Annotated in this window: 21 protein-coding genes, 1 pseudogene and 1 other annotated feature; of the genes and pseudogenes, 21 read left to right on the forward strand and 1 reads right to left on the reverse strand. The window is 45.2% G+C overall.

All coding sequences use genetic code 11. The annotated features are described in order from the left end of the window. Nucleotides 1–176: 176 nt before the first annotated feature. The 21 genes and pseudogenes from ABE021_RS06525 to pyrE all read left to right on the forward strand — a co-directional run. A pseudogene (locus tag ABE021_RS06525) lies at nucleotides 177–838 on the forward strand (transposase); the annotation flags it as partial. Between the two features lie 402 nt (nucleotides 839–1,240). After that, nucleotides 1,241–2,101, forward strand: coding sequence for a sigma-E processing peptidase SpoIIGA (locus tag ABE021_RS06530; protein WP_430287570.1), 861 nt, complete (start codon nucleotides 1,241–1,243; stop codon nucleotides 2,099–2,101). Then, a complete protein-coding gene (gene sigE / locus ABE021_RS06535) occupies nucleotides 2,091–2,801 on the forward strand; it encodes an RNA polymerase sporulation sigma factor SigE (protein WP_430287572.1) in 711 nt (236 codons plus the stop codon). The genes ABE021_RS06530 and sigE overlap by 11 nt, the downstream gene beginning before the upstream one ends. Before the next feature lie 93 nt (nucleotides 2,802–2,894). Continuing rightward, nucleotides 2,895–3,680 (forward strand): RNA polymerase sporulation sigma factor SigG, encoded by a 786-nt coding sequence (gene sigG / locus ABE021_RS06540; RefSeq protein ID WP_191688355.1) that lies wholly within the window; start codon nucleotides 2,895–2,897, stop codon nucleotides 3,678–3,680. Between the two features lie 77 nt (nucleotides 3,681–3,757). Beyond that, nucleotides 3,758–4,003 carry a PRC-barrel domain-containing protein gene (locus ABE021_RS06545; RefSeq protein WP_430287573.1) on the forward strand — a complete coding sequence of 82 codons (246 nt, stop codon included), beginning with the start codon at nucleotides 3,758–3,760 and terminating at the stop codon, nucleotides 4,001–4,003. Between the two features lie 68 nt (nucleotides 4,004–4,071). Continuing rightward, entirely contained in the window at nucleotides 4,072–4,764 is a 693-nt protein-coding gene (locus ABE021_RS06550; RefSeq protein WP_430287574.1) for a YggS family pyridoxal phosphate-dependent enzyme, read from the forward strand. Further along, entirely contained in the window at nucleotides 4,761–5,237 is a 477-nt protein-coding gene (locus tag ABE021_RS06555; protein ID WP_430287576.1) for a cell division protein SepF, read from the forward strand. The genes ABE021_RS06550 and ABE021_RS06555 overlap by 4 nt, the downstream gene beginning before the upstream one ends. Before the next feature lie 19 nt (nucleotides 5,238–5,256). After that, the gene (locus ABE021_RS06560) at nucleotides 5,257–5,541 is read left to right on the forward strand and encodes a YggT family protein (protein WP_430287579.1); all 285 of its coding nucleotides are present in this window, start codon (nucleotides 5,257–5,259) and stop codon (nucleotides 5,539–5,541) included. A gap of 74 nt (nucleotides 5,542–5,615) precedes the next feature. Continuing rightward, nucleotides 5,616–6,392: an RNA-binding protein gene (locus ABE021_RS06565; RefSeq protein WP_430287581.1), complete on the forward strand. Its 777-nt coding sequence runs from the start codon at nucleotides 5,616–5,618 to the stop codon at nucleotides 6,390–6,392. An 89-nt stretch (nucleotides 6,393–6,481) separates the two neighbouring features. Continuing rightward, nucleotides 6,482–6,988 (forward strand): DivIVA domain-containing protein, encoded by a 507-nt coding sequence (locus ABE021_RS06570; protein WP_430287583.1) that lies wholly within the window; start codon nucleotides 6,482–6,484, stop codon nucleotides 6,986–6,988. Between the two features lie 52 nt (nucleotides 6,989–7,040). Next, nucleotides 7,041–7,258: a binding site (T-box leader), on the forward strand. Nucleotides 7,259–7,382: 124 nt separating this feature from the next. Further along, a complete protein-coding gene (gene ileS, locus ABE021_RS06575; RefSeq protein ID WP_430287585.1) occupies nucleotides 7,383–10,139 on the forward strand; it encodes an isoleucine--tRNA ligase in 2,757 nt (918 codons plus the stop codon). A 134-nt stretch (nucleotides 10,140–10,273) separates the two neighbouring features. After that, on the forward strand, nucleotides 10,274–10,753 hold the full coding sequence (gene lspA, locus ABE021_RS06580) for a signal peptidase II (RefSeq protein ID WP_430287587.1): 480 nt from the start codon (nucleotides 10,274–10,276) through the stop codon (nucleotides 10,751–10,753). Next, entirely contained in the window at nucleotides 10,753–11,667 is a 915-nt protein-coding gene (locus ABE021_RS06585; protein WP_430287589.1) for an RluA family pseudouridine synthase, read from the forward strand. The genes lspA and ABE021_RS06585 overlap by 1 nt, the downstream gene beginning before the upstream one ends. A gap of 267 nt (nucleotides 11,668–11,934) precedes the next feature. Continuing rightward, on the forward strand, nucleotides 11,935–12,477 hold the full coding sequence (gene pyrR, locus ABE021_RS06590; RefSeq protein WP_430287590.1) for a bifunctional pyr operon transcriptional regulator/uracil phosphoribosyltransferase PyrR: 543 nt from the start codon (nucleotides 11,935–11,937) through the stop codon (nucleotides 12,475–12,477). 28 nt (nucleotides 12,478–12,505) lie between these two features. Beyond that, nucleotides 12,506–13,819: a solute carrier family 23 protein gene (locus ABE021_RS06595; protein WP_430287591.1), complete on the forward strand. Its 1,314-nt coding sequence runs from the start codon at nucleotides 12,506–12,508 to the stop codon at nucleotides 13,817–13,819. 149 nt (nucleotides 13,820–13,968) lie between these two features. Further along, nucleotides 13,969–14,880: an aspartate carbamoyltransferase catalytic subunit gene (locus ABE021_RS06600; protein ID WP_430287593.1), complete on the forward strand. Its 912-nt coding sequence runs from the start codon at nucleotides 13,969–13,971 to the stop codon at nucleotides 14,878–14,880. Then, nucleotides 14,846–16,120, forward strand: coding sequence for a dihydroorotase (locus tag ABE021_RS06605; protein WP_430287594.1), 1,275 nt, complete (start codon nucleotides 14,846–14,848; stop codon nucleotides 16,118–16,120). Before ABE021_RS06600 ends, ABE021_RS06605 begins: the two co-directional genes overlap by 35 nt. 39 nt (nucleotides 16,121–16,159) lie before the next feature. Continuing rightward, on the forward strand, nucleotides 16,160–16,936 hold the full coding sequence (locus ABE021_RS06610) for a dihydroorotate dehydrogenase electron transfer subunit (protein WP_430287596.1): 777 nt from the start codon (nucleotides 16,160–16,162) through the stop codon (nucleotides 16,934–16,936). After that, entirely contained in the window at nucleotides 16,933–17,847 is a 915-nt protein-coding gene (locus ABE021_RS06615; protein ID WP_430287598.1) for a dihydroorotate dehydrogenase, read from the forward strand. The genes ABE021_RS06610 and ABE021_RS06615 overlap by 4 nt, the downstream gene beginning before the upstream one ends. After that, nucleotides 17,844–18,557 carry an orotidine-5'-phosphate decarboxylase gene (gene pyrF / locus ABE021_RS06620; RefSeq protein WP_430287599.1) on the forward strand — a complete coding sequence of 238 codons (714 nt, stop codon included), beginning with the start codon at nucleotides 17,844–17,846 and terminating at the stop codon, nucleotides 18,555–18,557. The genes ABE021_RS06615 and pyrF overlap by 4 nt, the downstream gene beginning before the upstream one ends. Then, nucleotides 18,554–19,186, forward strand: coding sequence for an orotate phosphoribosyltransferase (gene pyrE / locus ABE021_RS06625; protein ID WP_430287601.1), 633 nt, complete (start codon nucleotides 18,554–18,556; stop codon nucleotides 19,184–19,186). Before pyrF ends, pyrE begins: the two co-directional genes overlap by 4 nt. A gap of 332 nt (nucleotides 19,187–19,518) precedes the next feature. On the opposite strand, the gene ABE021_RS06630 is transcribed toward pyrE, so the two are convergent. Next, nucleotides 19,519–21,210 (reverse strand): Rqc2 family fibronectin-binding protein, encoded by a 1,692-nt coding sequence (locus tag ABE021_RS06630; RefSeq protein ID WP_430287602.1) that lies wholly within the window; start codon nucleotides 21,208–21,210, stop codon nucleotides 19,519–19,521. Between the last annotated feature and the right edge of the window lie 63 nt (nucleotides 21,211–21,273).

Consider the following 21,273-nt stretch of genomic DNA (forward strand, 5'->3'; position numbering starts at 1 on the left):
AACGGGAACAGATGGAAATGCTTACAATCGAACAGTTAGTTCCGCAAGACCATTTGGTTCGTAAATTAGATGCAGCAATTGATTTTTCTTTCATTTATCCATTGGTTGAAGATCTATATTCATTATTTGGGAGACCCAGCATAGATCCAGTTGTACTCATTATTGTGCTCGCAAATATCGTCACTCCCGGTAATGATCACGATAGCAATATGCTTCAACCGTTGGTCCAAAAAATTATGGATAAGGTAAAACGTCCACTGGCTGTCGCTGCCTATAAGACACCAGCTATGGCAAACTATCTCCTAGAAAATCAGATATTGCCGGTGCTTCCTTATAAACGGTCTATGACAAAGGAAGGCTTCTTCAAGAAAAATGAGTACGTTTATGATGAGCATTTCGATTGTTATCTTTGTCCAGAAGGACAAGTGCTCAATTACCGTGCGACAACGAAGGAAGGGTATCGCCAATATGCATCGGCACCTTCCATTTGTGCATCTTGTCCAGTAATCGGTCAGTGTACGAAAAGTAAAAATCAACAAAAGCTGATTCAATGTCATATCTGGCAAGACTATCTAGATGTAGCAGAAGACTTGAGACACCATTATGAAATCAAAGAAATACACGGGAAACGCAAAGAGACGGTTGAACGATTCTTTGCCGACGCCAAAGAGAAGCATCGTATGCGAGGGACAACCCTGAGGGGACTTAAAAAAATGTCTATGCAAGCGATGCTTACTTTCGCTGCCAAAATCTGAAGAAACTTGCAAGCTGGACATGGAGCCCACCTGTAAGGGAAAATTCGCATACATATGGAAAGTCCTGTGGGATATGGAGTTGATTGGAGAGCAGGGCGGCGACTCCCGGGGAATCAGCGCAGCGCGAAGACCCCGCAGGAAAAGTCGTAACGAAGAACGGCTTTTGCGAGCATAAGTGAAACGTTGGGAGCACATCTTTGCTTTCGAAGCGACGAGGAGGCTGAGGGCAAGCCCCCTGGAAAGCGTCCGCCCGGAACGGAGATCAACGGCTCTTGACCAGTTGCAGATTTATACGTTCAAAAATCAAAAGGGTTGGAAATCATTTCGATTTCCAACCCTTTTGTCTACAGTCTGAAACCTCCGGCAATTGAGCCGGAGGTTTTTTTTACTCAAACAATCTGTCGAACTTTTCTTTGAGGTCATTCCGTAAAGTGACAAAACTCGTAATGTAAAAATGGTAGTCTTGCAAACAAGGGGGACAGCCTATGTATGGGGAAGTCATGATTGTCATTAATATGGTTTTCAATTATACAGTCCTGTCATTTGCCAATGCGATCGGGAACACAAAAATCAGCAATAAGCGATTAGCGCTTGCAGCTTTTGCGGGTTCTATTCCTGCGGTTGCTTTCCCTGACTCCTTCGTTGCGTCGTTGACAGCGTTTGCAATCATGATAAGCTGTGCATTCGGTTTTTCTGCACGTATCTGGAAAGCATCGGTCGGGTTAGTGCTAATAGGCGCTTTTGTAGCTGGCGGACTGTTATCGGCACTTCCATTCAGTCAATGGGGGCAAAGTCTTCAGTATCGATTAATCTTTTATGCTGCACTTGCTTATTGTTGTCTTCAATTAGTAAAAATGAAATGGCTCGATGTACGGAAAATCAGTAGATTTTCAGAATTTGCGTGCAGCTCGGTATTGCAACTTTTCAATTCTTCGATACAACTGCGCGTGTTTATCGACACAGGCAATAGCTGTACAGAACCGTTGTCCAATGATCCTGTTCATTTTGTATCGCTACGAGCTGTTAAGCAAATGATTCCTGATGACTTACTTCATAGCCTGCAGCAAGTTGGGAACGAACAGGGAGCAATTCCGGACTTGTCACAATTTCCAGAACGATTCAGTAAACAATTGCGTCTTATTCGGATTCAAACGGTAGATGGAGCCAATTGGGCTGTTGGCATTCGTTTTGACGCCTGGGAATTGGAAGGGAATCGAGCACTAGAAAAAGGGTATATCGTTTTAACGGCTGATGATGCACGTTACCCACACAGTGCATCCGCTATCTTACATGTATCTGCATTGGAGACTAGAGAAGAAGGAAGGGGTATGCTTCATGCTACATGAATTGAAGAAATGGCTTTCGGTACTTGCAGGAGTCTTTAAGAAGAAGAATGGTACGTACTACATTGGCGGACATGAATCGTTACCGAAACCACTTACGAGAGAAGAAGAAGCAAAAACGATTGCAGCTTATATGGCGGGTGACCAACAGGCAAGGGATCGCCTTATCGAAAAGAATTTGCGTCTAGTTGTTTACATTGCTCGGCGTTTTGACAATACGAATACACATATTGAAGACTTAATCAGTATTGGGGCAATAGGTTTGATCAAAGCTATAGAAACGTTTAAAAGTGATAAAAATATTAAATTGGCAACCTACGCATCACGTTGTATTGAAAACGAAATCCTGATGCATTTACGTAAAACCAATCGCACCCGGTCTGAAATTTCTTTTGACGAACCTCTCAATTCCGATGCGGATGGAAATGAGCTTCTGCTGTCTGATATTTTAGGGACGGATGAAGATATCATTACAGATGATGTTGAAAAGAAAATTGAGCGCCAACATATGATTGACGCTGTAACCACTCTTAGTGACAGAGAACGTCACATTATGGAATGCAGATTTGGACTGACAGGTAAAATTGAAATGACACAGAAGGAAGTTGCTGATTTACTTGGCATTTCCCAATCGTATATTTCTCGATTGGAAAAGAAGATCATATCTGAACTTCGCGATCGTTTGAACCATCCGATTGCGTAATGGTTGAAATTGGCGTTTTAGAAAACCGCATAGAACTCCACTCAGAGGATAAGCTATCTCGTACATTCATCTACAGAATACGGAGGAATTCAGATGGTACGTACAAGAGTGGAAATATGCGGTATAGATACATCTACTTTGCCGCTTCTGTCGAGTGAAGTCATGAAAGAAACATTCATCCGTCTGCAAAGCGGTGACGAATCAGCCAGAGATGAACTCGTAACAGCGAACTTACGCCTCGTCCTAAGCCTTGTGCAGCGATTTGCCTATCGTGGAGAACAAGCAGATGATTTGTTTCAAGTAGGTTGTGTTGGGCTGCTGAAATCAATAGACAACTTCGATTTAAAACACAATGTCCGATTTTCAACGTACGCAGTTCCAATGATTGTCGGAGAAATCAAGCGTCATTTGAGAGATCATCATTCCGTCCGAGTGTCTCGTTCGCTTCGAGATATCGCCTATAAAGCAATCCGTGCAAAAGAAGAATTCATCAACGAACACCAAAAGGAACCAAGAATTTCGGATTTGGCTAAAATGACGGATATCCCTGAAGAAGATATCTTATTTGCTCTGGATGCCATACAAGATCCAATGTCTCTTCACGAACCGATGAACGGAGACGGTGGAGATCCTGTGTATATGATGGACCAACTTCATGATAAGACGGTGTCAGAAGAACGCTGGTCAACATATGTGTCGATGAAGGAAACGATGACAGGACTGGATAATCGACAGCAGCTGATTTTGTCGAAAAGGTTTTATCTTGGACAGACACAAACGGAAATCGCTCGGGAACTTGGTATTTCGCAGGCTCAAATTTCCCGCTTGGAGAAGCAGGCGATTGCTCAAATTCGGGAAGGGATGGAACAAAGCAAATAAATAAGGACGCGATGCTCCCTTGCATTGCGTTTTTTTTGTACGCCTATCTGCATAGAATATGAAAAAGGGGGATTTCTATGCGCTTTTCAGAATTTCAAAAAAAAGAAGTGATCGATATGCAACGCGGGAAATTTCTTGGGTTCATTCAGGATGCCGCAATCGATATAACGAATGGTAAAATCGATACGCTTCACATCGGTGATACAGAACGGTCGTTGTTCATGGAGATGCGCATAAAAGATCAGAAGCAGTTTGGTTATGATGAGGTTGTAACGATAGGAAAAGATATTGTGCTTATTCAAAAGAAAGAGACCAAGAAGTGACTTATCGTTGATAACTAGGCGTCTGATTGATACAATAGAACAAAGTATCAAGAAAAGTAGTGATTAGGATGTTACCATTACCGCAGCGAATAAATACAATCGAACAGACAATCTGTCAGGCATGTGAACGTGCCGGCAGAAAACGTGATGAAGTTACGGTTATCGCAGTCACAAAGCAAGTGTCTGAAGAGCGTACACAACATGTCTTGGACCAAGGAATCACCCACTTAGGTGAAAACCGTCCTGAAGGGCTTATGGCTAAACAACATGTGATTCCTCAAGGGGCTGTTTGGCATTTCATCGGAAACGTACAGAGTCGTAAGGTGAAAGAGATCATCAATCGTGTCGATTATTTGCATTCATTGGATCGCTTGAGCTTAGCAAAAGAAATCCAGAAGCGAGCAGTTGAACCGGTTGATTGTTTCGTACAAGTCAATGTTTCGGGTGAAGATTCCAAATCAGGATTATCGCCGGCTGAAACGCAAAGTTTTATCGAGTCGTTAAGCAGTTATGATAAAATAAGAGTGATTGGCCTTATGACGATGGCTCCACTCACAGAAAATCGAGATACAATACGAAACGTCTTTAGAGAATTACGGGAACTGCGGGATCAGCTTGCAGCTGAAAAAATGCAGCACGCTCCTGTAACCAAACTGTCCATGGGTATGTCGAATGATTACAGTATTGCAATCGAAGAGGGCGCAACCCATGTGCGAATTGGGACTGCACTCGTCGGTTCGGAGAGCGAGGGAGACGTATGAGCATAAAAAACAAATTCGAAAAATGGTTTTACCTTGATGAAGAAGAAGCGGCAGCGCAAGAGTCAGCAGCCAAGCAACAAATCGCTCCTACACAGCCGGAGCGTAAGCCGAACAAACAACCCGCGATGAAAAACGCCCCCTTGCCAAAGCAGAACCGCAAGGAACCTCAGACTGCCGGGAACATTGTGAGCTTGCAAAGCGTCCAGAAGTCGTCGAAGGTGATTTTAGTAGAACCCCGCGTCTATGCCGAGGCTCAAGATATATCAGAGCATCTGACGAATAAGCGCGCGGTTATTGTCAATCTGCAGCGTATTGATCGCGAACAAGGTATTCGGATCGTCGATTTCCTGAGTGGATCGGTGTATGCGCTGAATGGAGATATCCAACGAATTGGCACTGACATATTCCTCTGCGTTCCGGAGAACGTGGAAGTGAATGGATCGATCTCCGACTATTTAAATGAAAGAAACTGAATGAGGTGTACCAACTGTAATGGATTTATTATTGATTCAAATCTACCGAGTAATAACTTCTGCATTATCGATTTACTCTATTCTGCTCGTCATCTATATTCTGATGTCTTGGGTTCCTGCTTCAAGAGATACTAAATTTGGAAGAATCCTTGAGAAAATCGCTGAACCGTATTTAGGGTTTTTCAGAAACTTTATTCCACCCCTTGGAATGATTGACATCTCTCCAATTGTTGCATTGTTTGCTTTGCAACTGATCGGAAGAGGATTAGCACCTGTGTTTATTTGGCTCTCACGCATGCTTTGAATTAGTAACTAAACGATCTAATAGTTGAACCCATCCTCACGCTGTGGGGATTTTTCTATAAGGAGACGAGTACAATGGATGGCATCTTACAACATTTTAGAAAAGAAGAGCAGCCCTTTATTGAAATGGTCATGGACTGGGCGAGAGAGGTCGAGGACTTATATTCACCTAAATTGACCGATTTTCTTGATCCGCGCCAGCGCTTTATTGTGGAATCCGTCGTAAAAGGAAGTGGTCTGCTCGTTTCGGAGAACGGTGGATTTGACGGTGCAGAGCGGAAAAGGGTGCTGATCTACCCGGATTATTACGAACCGACTCGTGAAGATTTCCAAATTGTTGTATTTGATGTTCGTTACGCATCCAAATTTCTGACGCTCGAGCATCCTGCCGTTCTCGGTGCATTAATGGGACTTGGTTTGGACCGTGCGAAATTCGGTGACATCCGTTTGAAAGATGGGGATGTTCAGCTGGCGAGTGTATCGGAGTTAAGTACGTATTTAACTGCCAATTTCACTTCGGCTGGAAAAGCGAAACTCTCGCTGACTGAATTGCCTGAACGTGAAGAATGGATTGCGCTAGAAGAAGTTTGGATTGAAGAGACTCAAATCATCAGTTCACTTCGACTGGACACGGTCGTTGCCGCATTGTTGAATATCGCTCGCCAGAAGTCCGGAACATACATCCATGGAGGGAAAGTGAAAGTGAATTGGCGGGTTGTGGAACAACCTTCATTTGAGTTGAATGAGTCTGATATTCTTTCTGTCAGAGGACATGGCCGATACAAAGTGGTTGCGATTGAAGGTCGGACTAAGAAGGACAAAATTCGTTTGGTTACTGGTAAGTTGGAATGATTTTTAGCGGACAGACTTTAGAAAAAGTCTGTTTTCTGTTATAGTCAACGGTATAACGAATAACGAACATCAAAAGGGGAGAGACTTGCATGGCGCTTACACCAATTGATATACATAATAAAACGTTCGGAAGCAGATGGCGCGGTTACGACGAAGATGAAGTGAATGAGTTCCTTGAGCAACTCATGAAAGATTATGAAAACCTGCTCGTGGAAAATAAAGAACTGGCACGCAAATTGAAAGAAACCGAAGATCAAGTAGCGCATTTCAATGCAATCGAAGAGACGCTGCAGAAATCGATCATGATAGCTCAAGAAGCGGCAGAGGATGTTCGGAGAAATTCCACTCAAGAATCCAAGCTCATCATTAAAGAAGCTGAAAAGAATGCAGATCGCATTGTCAACGAAGCCTTATCTCGTTCACGCGAAATCTCAATGGAAATCGAGGACTTGAAAAAACAGTCCAAAGTATTCCGTAATCGATTCCGTATGCTGATTGAAGCACAGTTGGATTTAGTGAAGATGGATGATTGGGACACACTTCTTGATTATGAACAGAACACAAAGCAACTGCAAACAGCTGCAGATCAAGAGTAACAGGCACTTGACTTTATGGGGTATCCGCCCCTATAATATGGTTCATATTGAATGACAGGCACTGAAAGAGACAGTACTTTCCAAATAGGCTGCAGATTAGCGAGTCGGGGATAGTGGGAGCCCGGTTGCAGGTTGGAAAGGAAAATCACTCTGGAGCCGGATTGCGGAAATGCAATCCCGGAGCACACCCCGTTATGGTGTTCGAGAGGCAGTCGCAAGTTTTTCGGCTGCAACTAGGGTGGTATCGCGAGCACAATCCTCGTCCCTTTTCCAGGGACGGGGATTTTTTGATGTTTTATTTTTATTCAAAGAAATCAAGCCCCTCGGAAAGCGTCCGCTGTAATGAAACGAAATACCATCATTAATGAGCTATTATAACAAAGGAGGAATTGGAATGGATTATAAAGACACGTTACTTATGCCGAAAACCGACTTTCCGATGAGAGGCGGTTTGCCGACAAAAGAACCGCAAATGCAAGAACAATGGGAGAAGGACAATATGTACGCGAAAGTGCAGGAACGGACAAAAGGGAAACCGACGTTCATCCTTCATGACGGACCTCCTTATGCAAACGGAGATCTCCATATGGGGCACGCGCTGAACAAAGTATTGAAAGACATCATCGTACGTCACAAATCCATGACAGGCTTCCACGCCCCGTATGTTCCGGGTTGGGACACACACGGCTTGCCTATTGAGCAAGCACTTGTAAACAAAGGCGTAAAACGCAAGGAACATAGCATTGCGGAGTTCCGTGAAATGTGTAAAGACTATGCACTGACTCAAATTGACAACCAGCGCACACAATTCAAACGTCTGGGTGTTCGAGGCGATTGGGATAACCCGTATATCACGCTTAAACCTGAATTTGAATCCCGTCAAATTAAAGTGTTCGGCGATATGGCTAAAAAAGGCTTCATTTACAAAGGGTTGAAACCAGTTTACTGGTCCCCTTCATCTGAAACTGCTCTAGCTGAAGCTGAAATTGAATATCAGGATAAAAAATCTCCTTCCATCTACGTCAGCTTCCCGGTTCGTGATGGTAAAGGCGTGTTGGATACAGATGTTAACTTCTTGATCTGGACGACAACTCCTTGGACGATTCCAGCAAACTTAGGGATTTCCGTACATCCTGACTTTGTATACACTCTTGTAGAAGCAAACGGTAAGAAGTTCCTTGTAGCCAAAGACCTAGTTGAGAGCCTAGCTGCTGAGTTAGGGTGGGAAAACTACACGACAGCAGAGGAATTCAAAGGACGCGAACTTGAACGCATGACTGCAAGTCACCCGATTTACGATCGTGAATCACTCGTTATGCTAGGCGAGCATGTAACAGCAGACGCTGGTACTGGCTGTGTTCACACCGCTCCAGGACATGGTGAAGATGACTTCTACGTGTCAAAACAATATGGTTTAGGAGTACTGTCTCCAGTTAACGATCGTGGTGTTATGACGGCTGAAGCCCCATTATTTGAAGGATTATTCTATGAAGATGCCAACAAAGCCGTGACAGAGAAGTTGAAAGAAGTGGGAGCGCTTGAAAAGCTTTCGTTCTTCACGCACTCATACCCGCACGACTGGCGTACGAAAAAGCCGGTTATCTATCGTGCTACAGCCCAATGGTTTGCATCGATTGAATCATTCCGTGATGAGCTTCTTGAAGCAATCCGGAAGACGGAATTCACGCCTTCTTGGGGTGAGACCCGTCTCTACAATATGATCCGTGACCGCGGCGACTGGTGTATTTCACGTCAACGCGTTTGGGGTGTTCCGATTCCTGTGTTTTATGCTGAAGACGGCGAGCCCATCATTACGGATGAAACCATCGACCATATTTCCGCGTTATTCCGTGAGCATGGGTCTAACATCTGGTTCGAGTGGGATACGAAAGAGCTACTTCCGAAAGATTTCTCTCATAATGGAAGTCCGAATGGTACGTTCACGAAAGAAACGGACATCATGGATGTATGGTTCGACTCAGGATCTACCCATCAAGGTGTCCTGGAAGAACGTGATGACCTGTCCTATCCGGCAGATCTCTATCTAGAAGGATCTGATCAGTACCGAGGATGGTTCAACTCTTCTTTGACAACAAGTGTAGCAATCAATGGAATTGCACCATATAAAGGCCTATTGAGCCACGGGTTCACATTAGACGGTGAAGGACGCAAGATGAGTAAATCAATCGGTAATGTCATCCTCCCATCTAAAGTGACAAACCAATTCGGAGCGGATATTTTGCGTCTTTGGGTATCTTCAGTGGATTATACTGCTGACGTCCGAGTTTCCGACTCAAACTTCAAGCAAGTTTCAGAAGTATATCGCAAGATCCGTAACACCGTCCGTTTCCTTCACGGAAATACATCAGACTTCACGCCAGGCACAGATACGGTTGCATTTGAAGAGCTGCGCCCCGTGGATCAGTATGTGTATGTGAAGCTTCAGGATTTGGTCCGTGATGTGAGAACGGCTTACGAGCAATATGAATTCGCAACTGTCTATCATGCCATTAATTCGTTCTGTACGGGTACATTGAGCTCGTTCTATCTTGACATCGCAAAAGATGTTGTATACATCGAAGCTGCCGATCATCCACACCGTCGTGCTATGCAAACCGTGATGTATGATGCACTTCTGGCGTTATTGAAGCTAGTTGCGCCAATCTTGCCGCATACAGCAGACGAAATGTGGGCTTACTTGGAGCATGAAACTGCAGAAAGCATCCAGCTAACGGATATGCCGGAAGCAAAAGAACTGGAAGCATCTGATCTGCGTACACAGTTTGACCAGTTAATGCTTGTCCGTGATGATGTATTGAAAGCACTGGAAGAAGCTCGCAACAATAAGACAATCGGTAAATCATTGGAAGCGCACGTAACGGTAGCTGTCCGTGATGAATTGGCGCCGCTATTTGCAACAGAGCAAATCGATTTCGCTCAATTCTTCATCGTTTCGAAATTCAGCGTTGTTGCCTCATCCGACATCCCTGAAAATGCAGTTTCACTTTCGACAGGTCTTGTAGCTGTTGAAAAAGCAGCGGGAGAAAAATGTGAACGCTGCTGGACGATTTCAGAGACAGTCGATTCAAGCACTGACTATCCTGAGTTGTGTGAACGCTGTGCAGACGTTGTAGCACATCATTATGCATAATATTTAAACAGGCGCTGCAATCCGTCTATTCGGGTCTTGCAGCGTCTTTTTTCATTCATCCCTGTTTGGACTTGCGCGTGACGGGTTAGGGTATGATAAACTTAAAGAGACACTGCAGGACGGAGGGAACCGGGTTGTTCATTTATTATAGTATTGCGGCGCTTGTTATTTTGGTAGATCAGCTGACTAAATGGTGGGTCGCTGCTAATATGGAAATCGGAGAACGAATTCCTTTAATCGAACCGTATCTAGGCTTGTTGTCTCACCGGAATCGTGGTGCGGCATGGGGCATGCTTGAAGGTCAAATGTGGTTATTTGCAATTGTTACGATTGCCGTTGTAGGTGGAATCGTTTACTACTTTCAAAAAGAAGGAAAGGACGAACCGTTATTCGCGTGGAGTCTGATGCTGTTGCTTGGTGGGGCTATCGGAAACTTTATTGACAGAATGGTCAGGGGCGAAGTGGTGGACTTTGTCAGCGTGCTTATCCCGATCATGAATTATGATTTCCCGATTTTCAATGTAGCGGATGCGGCCCTGACAGCCGGTGTTGTCCTGGTGATCCTTCATTTGATTTTAGAAGAAAAAAAGAACAAGAAAGATAAGGTGGCATAATGGAACAGTTCCAATACGTGATTGAAGAAAATACAGCAGGTGAACGGATTGATAAAGCCCTGGCATCTGCAAATGCAGACTGGTCCCGAACGCTCATTCAGCAATGGGTAAAAGAAGGAATTGTCTTAGTGAATGGCAGTACGGTGAAACCGAATTATAAAGTGAAATCCGGGGACACCCTTACAGTCGATGAGCCGGAGCCTGAAGAACTCAATATGCCAGCTGAAGATTTGAATCTTGAAATTGTCTATGAAGACAGCGATGTCCTAGTTGTCAACAAGAGAAGCGGGATGGTGGTCCATCCAGCACCTGGACACACAACAGGAACACTCGTAAATGGACTGATGCACCATTGCACAGATTTGTCAGGCATCAATGGAATCATGAGACCGGGAATTGTCCACCGTATCGATAAAGATACGTCCGGACTGCTCATGGTCGCTAAAAATGATAAAGCCCACACGTCACTCGTCAATCAGCTCGTGGAAAAATCTGTAACGCGTGTTTATACGGCACTCGTCCACGGACATATTCCTCATGATAATGGAACCATCGATGCACCTATTGGAAGAAACCAAAAAGATCGCCAAAGCATGTCAGTGGAAAACACAGGCAAGCATGCGGTTACTCACTTTAAAGTGCTGGAGCGATTCGGGGACTTTACGCTTGTCGAATGCCGTTTGGAGACAGGAAGAACCCATCAGATCCGTGTTCATATGAAATATATCGGTCACCCGCTTGCGGGTGATCCGAAATATGGTCCGAAAAAAACTATTGAATATGATGGTCAAGTCCTTCATGCAGGGACACTAGGATTTGTACATCCAGTCACAGAAGAGTACATGGAGTTCACAGCGCCATTGCCGGAAGACTTCAAACAGTTGCTAAGCGAGATGAAGGCTGAAAAAGGTTGACGTAAAGAAATCCAACCTGTATGCTTATTATAGAAACTTAATAGCGAACCTTTAACGCCAATCCAGAGAGGTTGGGAAGGATGCACGTTTTTCAGAAGTCACGCTTGCGGGCGTTGACTGCTGGATTATATTCACGCACGCAAACCTTCCTGCCCGAAAGACGGCCGGAAGGTTTTTTGTATGGGGAAATCTTTGGAAGTGAGTAATTGGACTTAGTGGGAATACTAAGGATCAAGTATGTTTTGAAATTTTAAGGAGGCGTTTAAAATGGCAGAAAAAGCGAACATCTTGGATGAAAGTGCCATTAACCGTGCACTTACACGCATCGCACACGAAATCATTGAACGGAATAAAGGAATCGATCATTGTATCTTAGTTGGTATCAAAACCAGGGGAGCTTTTCTAGCGAACCGGCTAGCAGAAAAGATTGAGCAAATCGAAGGCAAACCGATCCGTATAGGAGAACTGGATATCTCCCTTTACAGAGACGATCTCGGGCTGAAATACGAAAACAAGGAGCCGTTAGTCAAACAGGTAGACATCAACTACAGCTTAGCAGATGAAAAAGTTGTTTTAATCGATGACGTCCTCTACACAGGCCGTACAGTGCGAGCAGCCATGGACGCGGTTATGGACTTAGGAAGACCATCATCCATCCAATTGGGCGTCCTCGTAGACCGCGGACATCGCGAACTGCCGATCCGGCCAGACTTCGTCGGGAAGAACATCCCTACTTCAAGTGAAGAAAAAGTGGTTGTGAACTTAGTTGAAACGGATTCGGAAGACAGCGTAACCATCCATTCCCGATAAATGAAAACCGCTTGGAGGCGCACTTGAAATGGCAGAAAAAGTATTGGATATACATGAAAAACCAGCAAGTGGAAAATGGCTTGCATTAAGTCTCCAGCACATGTTCGCGATGTTCGGGGCAACAATCCTAGTCCCTCAGCTTGTAGGACTTAGTCCGGCAATTGCACTACTTACGAGTGGTATTGCAACACTCATCTTTGTTGTCGTTACACAAGGTAAAGTTCCGGCTTACCTTGGCTCTTCCTTCGCTTTCATCGTTCCGATCCAAGTCGCAACTGAAACAGGCGGGATCGGAAGCGCGATGATCGGAAGTATGTTTGTAGCGCTCGTTTACGCGATTGTATCACTCGTCATATGGAAGACCGGACATCATTGGATCATGAATATCCTGCCGCCAGTCGTTGTTGGTCCGGTGATCATGGTGATCGGGCTTGCGGTTGCACCGACGGCCGTTGGGATGGCCAGCCGTATTGATGTTGAGGGGGTGTCAACTTACAGCCTCCTGCATTTCTCCGCAGCACTCGTCACATTAGCAGCTGCCATCATCTGTCTCATGTTTTTCCGAGGGGTCATCAGCCTGATGCCGGTGTTGATCGGAATTATAGTAGGCTACCTTTACTCAGCAGCCATCGGTATTTTAAACTTCCAACCGGTGCTTGAAGCAAAGTGGTTTGCGGTTCCGGAGTTCCTAATACCAGGAATCGATTATGACTTTGTGGTTACTCCTACTCTGTTGTTCGTCATAGTACCCATTGCGATTGTGACGATTTCAGAGCATATCGGCCACCAGCTTGTACTTGGAAAAGTAGTGGACCGTGATTTCATCCGGGACCCTGGATTGAATCGGTCATTGCTAGGTGACGGGCTCGGTACGCTCATAAGCGGGTTGCTCGGCGGACCGCCGAAAACGACTTACGGCGAAAATATCGGGGTCATGGCAATTACGCGAGTGTACAGTGTTTACGTGATTGTTGGAGCTGCAGTGTTCGCGATTCTCTTCTCTTTCATGGGGAAAGTCATGGCACTGATTGCAACCATACCTACAGCTGTACTTGGTGGAATTTCAATCCTGCTCTTCGGGATTATCGCTTCATCCGGATTGCGCATGCTCGTCGATCATCAAGTGGACTTCGATAAGCAGCGGAATCTCGTCATCACATCGGTCATCCTCGTCATTGGAATCGGCGGTGCATCCATCAATTTCAGCGAAACCTTCCACATCGAAGGAATGGCTTTAGCCGCAATCGTGGGTGTCGTGCTGAACCTGGCACTACCAGGCCGTGAAAAGAATTCAATGGATGATGTCAAAGAAGATCCATTGCTTGTGGATAAGGAAAACTGAATACGTTAGACCTTTTAACATTGTACAGAGAGACAAGGAAAGGTTTATGTGACAGGAACTGTTTAAGGGACCTGCATACATAAATGGCCTTCCTATATGCTGGGAAGGTTTTTTTAAAACCTTCCCCTACCTAAGAGGAGGACGAAAGAATGGATAACTTACTTACGATGAAACAATTTAACGAAGAGAATATTATGGAAATCTTGAACTATGCAGAATACTTGAAGCGTCATGGTATTCGGGAATTGCCCGGGAAATATTTAGTAAGCAACTTGTTTTTTGAACCAAGTACACGCACAAAGCTAAGCTTTGAGATCGCTGAGCGGAAATTGGGGTTGGAAATTATCCAATTCGATCCGGGCCACTCAAGTACAACGAAAGGGGAAACGCTTTTCGATACGGTTAGAACACTGGAAGCACTTGGAGTTAACGCAGTGGTCATCCGTCACCCGGAAAAAGAGTATTACAAGCAGCTTGAAGGAATTAAAATCCCTGTATTCAATGGCGGTGACGGTACAGGACAACACCCAAGCCAATCCTTATTGGACCTCTTTACAATCAAAGAGGAGTTCGGCTACTTCGAAGGTCTCAACGTAGTCATTGCTGGAGATCTATCACACAGCAGGGTCGCTGCATCGAACGCTGAAGCGTTACAAAAACTTGGTGCAAACGTGCAATACCTCTGTCCGGATGAATGGTCCGGGGATTATGAAACAGTTAAAAGCTGGGACGGTGTAATCGAACGAGCGGATGTGGTCATGCTGCTGCGTGTTCAACATGAGCGTCACGACGAAGAGATGAGCTTTACTAAAGAAGAGTATCACGCACAATATGGATTAACTGCTGAAAGAGCAGCGATGATGAAAGAAAATGCGATTATCATGCATCCTGCACCGATCAACTGGGGAGTGGAAATTGCAGAATCCTTGTCGACTCATCCAAAGTTAAGAGTGTATGAAGCGGTAGAAAATGGAGTTTATATCCGTGCTGCTGCGATGGAAATGATTTTAAGAGGGGGAAATGTTCATGCACAAGCTGCTCCGAAATATTTGGCTATATGACGAATCGCCACAGGAGTTAAAGGATGTACGAATTCAAGATGGCAAGGTTGCAGAAATCGGACAAAATCTTGAGGTGAAGGATGCTGAAGTGATTGACGGTAACGGTTCTTGCCTGGCACCTGGATTTGTCGATGTTCATGTGCACTTACGTGAGCCGGGTGGTGAACATAAGGAAACGATTGAAAGTGGAACGAAAGCGGCTGCAAAAGGCGGCTACACGACAATCTGTGCGATGCCGAATACCCGACCTGTTCCGGATACGATTAAAAATCTCGAACATGTAAATGCATTAATCGAAAAGAATGCAGTCATCCGTGTATTACCTTATGCATCCATTACAATCCGGGAGGCCGGAAAGGAACGCACGAATCTGGCAGAGTTGAAAGAGCATGGAGCATTTGCGTTTACGGATGATGGTGTTGGAATCCAAGAAGCAGGAATGATGCTTGAAACGATGCAAGACGCTGCAAAGTTGAACATGGCAGTCGTTGCTCACTGTGAAGATAATACGCTTATTTATGGGGGCGCGATGCACGAAGGGATCCGCAACAAGGAACTCGGAATACCGGGGATTCCGTCTGTTGCAGAATCGGTTCATATCGCACGGGATATTTTACTGGCTGAGGCAGCGGGTGCACACTATCACGTGTGCCACGTCAGTACAAAAGAATCCGTTCGCGTAATCCGCGATGCAAAACGTGCGGGGATCCGTGTAACGGCAGAAGTCACACCTCATCACTTATTGCTCACGGAACACGATATTCCTGAAGATGATGCAGTTTGGAAGATGAATCCGCCTATAAGAGGTAACGAGGATTTGGCTGCGTTACGTGAAGGACTGCTTGACGGAACGCTTGATTTCATCGCAACGGATCACGCACCTCATAGTGCTGAAGAAAAGGCTGCAGGGTTCAAGAAAGCTCCGTTCGGCATCACTGGTTTCGAAACGGCCTTCCCGTTACTATATACAAATTTTGTAAAAAATGGCGACTGGACATTGAAGCAACTTGTCGATTGGTTTACTAAAAAACCTTGTGACGTTTTCGACCTTCCATATGGTTCAATCGAAGAAGGGGCTCTAGCTGATCTGGTATTACTCGATTTGACGACAGAGCAGGCAATTGATCCAACTACATTTTTATCCAAAGGTAAAAACACACCGTTTACTGGAGTGACATGTACTGGATGGCCGGTACTGACATTGTACGCAGGAGAAACAGTCTTTTCAGAGCAGAAGTGAGGACCGGATCGATCGATAGAAATAGAAGGGGGTTCTTGCATGATTGTGCAGAACAGAATGGCTATATGCGCAACACGACAACTCGCCGATAACATTATAGAAATGGTTCTTGAAGGGACATTAGTGAATGAGATCGCCTCACCTGGTCAATTTGTTCATATACGTGTTTCCGATACGTTTGAACCGTTATTAAGAAGACCCATTTCAATCGCTTCTTATGATAAAGGGCAGCAACAGATGACTCTCATTTTCCGAGCGGAAGGACGAGGCACTCAGTTATTGGCTGCAAAGCATATTGGAGACGAAGTGGATGTCCTCGGACCGCTCGGAAACGGTTTCTCGGCACATAATTCCGCACAAGGGGAGACCGCCCTTCTGATCGGGGGAGGAATTGGTGTGCCTCCTTTGTTCCAGCTGTCAAAAGAATTGACTGCTAAAGGAGTGCAATGTGTACATATTCTCGGATTTCAATCCGCCAATGCCGTGTTTTATGAAGAAGAATTCGCTGCTCTTGGAGAAACACGAATTGTGACCGTAGATGGCAGTGCAGGTGAGCGAGGATTTGTCACGGATTCGCTCGTAAGGAATCCTGTTGACTTCACCACGTATTACACATGCGGTCCGACACCGATGCTCCATGCCGTGCAACAGGCATTTCCAAACCAGCCAGGATTCCTGTCTTTCGAACAGCGTATGGGATGTGGCATCGGCGCGTGCTTCGCTTGTGTATGTGAAACCCAACCAGGGCAAGGCATACCATACGTCAAAGTTTGTTCGGATGGACCTGTATTTAAAGCGGGGGTGGTGGCGATATGAACCGATTGGCTGTTGAATTACCCGGTTTATCACTTAAAAATCCGATCATGCCTGCATCAGGATGTTTCGGGTTCGGGAAAGAGTACGGAAATTTGTACGATTTGTCACAGCTTGGGGCAATCATGATAAAAGCGACGACGCTGGAAACCCGTTTTGGCAATCCAACTCCTCGTGTAGCGGAAACGGCCGCTGGTATGTTGAATGCTATCGGTCTTCAAAATCCAGGATTGGATCGGGTGATGGCAGAAGAGTTGACGCGACTTGCTCAACATGACGTTCCGATAATCGCAAACGTGGCAGGCTCTGAAACGGAAGATTATGTGCAAGTAGCAGAGGCCATTTCTAAAGCACCCAACGTCAACGCGCTGGAATTGAATATATCATGTCCAAACGTCAAGTGTGGCGGGATTGCCTTCGGGACAGACCCCCAACTTGCAGCGGAGTTGACTTCAGCTGTAAAAGCAGTATCGAGTGTTCCGGTATATGTGAAATTATCGCCAAATGTATCGGATATTACAGTGATTGCGAAAGCGGTTGAGGATGCTGGAGCTGATGGGATTACGATGATCAACACTTTAGTCGGCATGCGCCTCGACCGGAAAACAGGAAAGCCGGTCATAGCGAACGGAACAGGTGGACTCTCGGGACCAGCAGTGAAACCGGTTGCCATCCGAATGGTCTATGAAGTAAGTAAAGCGGTTAATATACCGATCATCGGAATGGGCGGAGTTGCTGATGCAGACGATGTCATCGACTTTTTATCTGCTGGAGCAAGTGCAGTAGCAGTTGGTACAGCAAATTTTGTCAATCCATTCGTCTGTCCGGAGATTATTCAAGCTTTGCCCGCATTGCTGGATGAATTAGGGCTCGAAACTATTACAGATTTAATCGGAAGGAGTCATGCGGTATGAACATCTCCCCAATCATTGCATTGGATTTCGAACATCAAGAATCCGCATTATCCTTTCTCACCCCGTTTGCCAGCGGTACATTTGTCAAAGTAGGCATGCAACTTTTCTATAAGGAAGGTCCGAGTATTGTGTATCGACTCAAAGAGCAAGGGTTCGACGTATTTTTAGATTTAAAATTACATGATATCCCGAACACTGTTAAGTCTGCGATGATGTCTCTTGCTTCCGTAGGTGCAGATTTAGTGAATGTACATGCAGCAGGCGGTTCATCCATGATGGAAGCAGCCCTTGAAGGGTTGGATAAAGGCACTCCAACGGGTAACAAGCGGCCATCAATCATTGCGGTCACTCAGTTGACGTCGACAATGGAAGAGCAGATGCAACGGGAGCAGCTCATACAAACGTCGTTGAACGATTCAGTCCTTCACTATGCAAAACTTGCTCAAGCTTCAAAGTTGGATGGCGTAGTATGCTCCGTTTTAGAAGCTACTTCAATTGCTGAAGTGTGTGGACGCGAGTTTCTGAAAGTGACACCGGGAATTCGTCTTGCAAATGACGCAGCACATGATCAGAAGCGAATCGCAACACCTGCTGAAGCGAAAAGAATGGGATCGACACATATAGTGGTGGGTCGCTCGATTACTGGGGCATCGGAGCCATTAGCGGCATATGAGGAAATAGCACGACAGTGGAAAGGACTGAGTGAATGATGACGAAACAGGAAATTGCAAAAATTCTATTGCACGTGGGTGCTGTAACACTTAGTCCAGACGAGCCTTTCACATGGGCTTCAGGTATTCAATCGCCTATCTATTGTGACAATCGTCTCATCATGTCCGATCCAGGCGGAAGACGACGGATTGCTGAAGGAATGGCAAGCTCCATCAAAGCGAATTACCCGGAAACGACTGTGATCGCGGGAACTGCTACAGCTGGAATTCCTCATGCGGCTTGGATTGCGGATATTTTAGGGTTGCCGATGGTATATGTCCGCTCTAAAGCGAAAGGTCATGGTAGAAGCAAGCAGATTGAAGGGAAATTGAAGCCGGAAGACCGTGCGATCATTGTAGAAGATTTAATCTCTACAGGGGGCAGCAGCTTGACAGCAGCGGACGCTCTGCTAGAAGCTGGCGTTCAAGTGGAAGGCGTCGTCTCCATCTTTACATACGGATTGGTAAGTGCAGACCAAGCATTTGCACAGGCAGGTTTATCGTATACTAGTCTTACAGACTTTAATGCCCTCGCTGAAGTGGCAACCCGCTCCGGAGCAATCCGGGAAGAATCCGTTGCCTCCCTTCTGGATTGGCACCAAAAGTTAAAATCAGGCACATTGCAGTAAATGACGGAAGCTGGCGTTTTACGCTATGCTTCTTTTTTGCTGCTGTTTTTTTAATCGACAGTATTCGATAGGTGTCGTTTGGTGGCGTATAGCGGATTCGTATGGTGAATCGTGATGAATTGGGGAGTTTCTTGAAGCTAAGGGATAGGTTATGAGCGATTTTGTCGTTTTATGATCACTATCAGGAATTTATGATCATAATTTGTGATTTATGAGCGTTTTCGCTTATTTATGATCATTTTCTTGAATTTATGAGCGAATTCAACAAATTATGAGCGGTTCCTAGAACCATATAAAAAAACCAGCGAGGCGCGAAGCCTTGCTGGTTCAGTTTATGCTTTCAATTTTCGTACGACTTCTTCATCAGGCGTAACAAAAATCGTTTTTTGTTCAAAGTAAATGACAAAACCAGGTTTTGAACCATTTGGCTTTTTCACGTGGCGCACTTCAGTGAAATCGACAGGTACAGCCGAGGAGCCGCGAGCCTTGCTGAAGTAAGCCGCGAGTGTGGCAGCTTCTTGTATCGTTGCGTCGCTCGGCTCCTCATCGTGAATCACAACGTGTGATCCTGGAATATCTTTTGTATGGAGCCATATGTGATTGCGCGCAGCGAGCTTGGAAGTCAGCCAATCATTTTGGCGGTTGTTTTTCCCTACAGAAATCTTTACACCGTCAGTCGATTCATACGATTCCGGCATGGGCTTCTTCGGCTTCACTTTTTTCTTGCTTTTACGGGCTTTCATGAAACCGAGTTCCGCGAGTTCGTCACGGATTTCATCGATATCATCGGTAGATGCTTGCATGACTTGCTGTTTCACCATTTCAAAATACTCGATGTCTTCGTGTGCTTTTTCCAACTGACTTGCCAGCTGAATCAGTGCATTCTTCGCTTTCGTGTATTTGGAAAAATAGCGCTGTGCATTATCGATCACGGATTTCCGGGGATCGAGCTGAATGGTGACAGTCGTTCCTTGCTCGTAATAGTTATCCACAACAGCTTCTTTTTGCCCTTTCTCAATGGCATAACTGTTTGCTGTAAGAAGTTCGCCATAAAGTTGGAACGTATCAAGGCGTCCCGCATCATTGCGCTCCTTTTCCAACTTTTGGACTTTTAACTTCAATTTCGCAATTTCGTTATCGAGCCACCGTTCCAAATCCGCTGCTTGCGCTTTCACCCGTTCTCTCACTGCACGAGCAAAATAGACTTTGTCGAGCAATTCACCCAATGTCGGATATAAAATTTCAGCTTCTTGTGTAAATGTCAGCTCAGCTGCAGAAAATAATAACTTGCCGTCTTTCTCAACAGTGTTCGGATGGAATGGTCCATCTGAGAATGTCTGAACGAAAGACTGATAGGTTTGAAACGCCGATTGCTCTGCCGAATTGGTTAATCGATACAACAGTTCTTCCGCATGGATGGGCGAAAATCCTGATAGCTCCTGAACGATCGTTTTTGGTGTCTCGAATGTCGGGAGCAATTGCTCAAAGACTTCTTCAGTGAGCGTGAAAGGGTTCCGTTTATCTTGAGGAGGAGCTGGGATGTACGATTGCCCAGGCATGATTGTGCGATAGCTGTTCACGCTCGGCGGTAAGTGTTTCATACTGTCGATGATCATATTGCGTTCCGGATCAAGCAGTAAGAAGTTACTGTGACGGCCCATGATTTCAAAAATGATCGCCCGTTCCATATCGTCTCCAATTTCATTTTTCGAGCGGATCGTAAACTTCAAGATCCGATCGGTTCCTATTTGTTCAACTGCTGTAATGGTCCCGCCTTCCAAGTGTTTCCTGAGTGTCATACAAAACATTGGCGGCTCTTTCGGGTTTTGAATCGTTTCTTCTGTAAATTGTACACGTGCATATGAAGGATGCACCGAAAAAAGTAATTTTCGGTTTTGACCGCCTGCACGGATAATGAAAACGGTTTCTTGCGCGTTCGGTTGGTGAATCTTTGTGATCCGACCACTTTCCATCATTTGTAGTTCGCGTTTCATCGCGGTTGTAAATAACCCGTCAAATGCCATGTGAATTCCTCTTTCTTTTCGTTTCCTCCATTTTAGCACTACACGGCTAACATATGGTATAAT

Source organism: Sporosarcina gallistercoris, from assembly GCF_050459885.1.
Lineage (GTDB): Bacteria > Bacillota > Bacilli > Bacillales_A > Planococcaceae > Sporosarcina > Sporosarcina gallistercoris_A.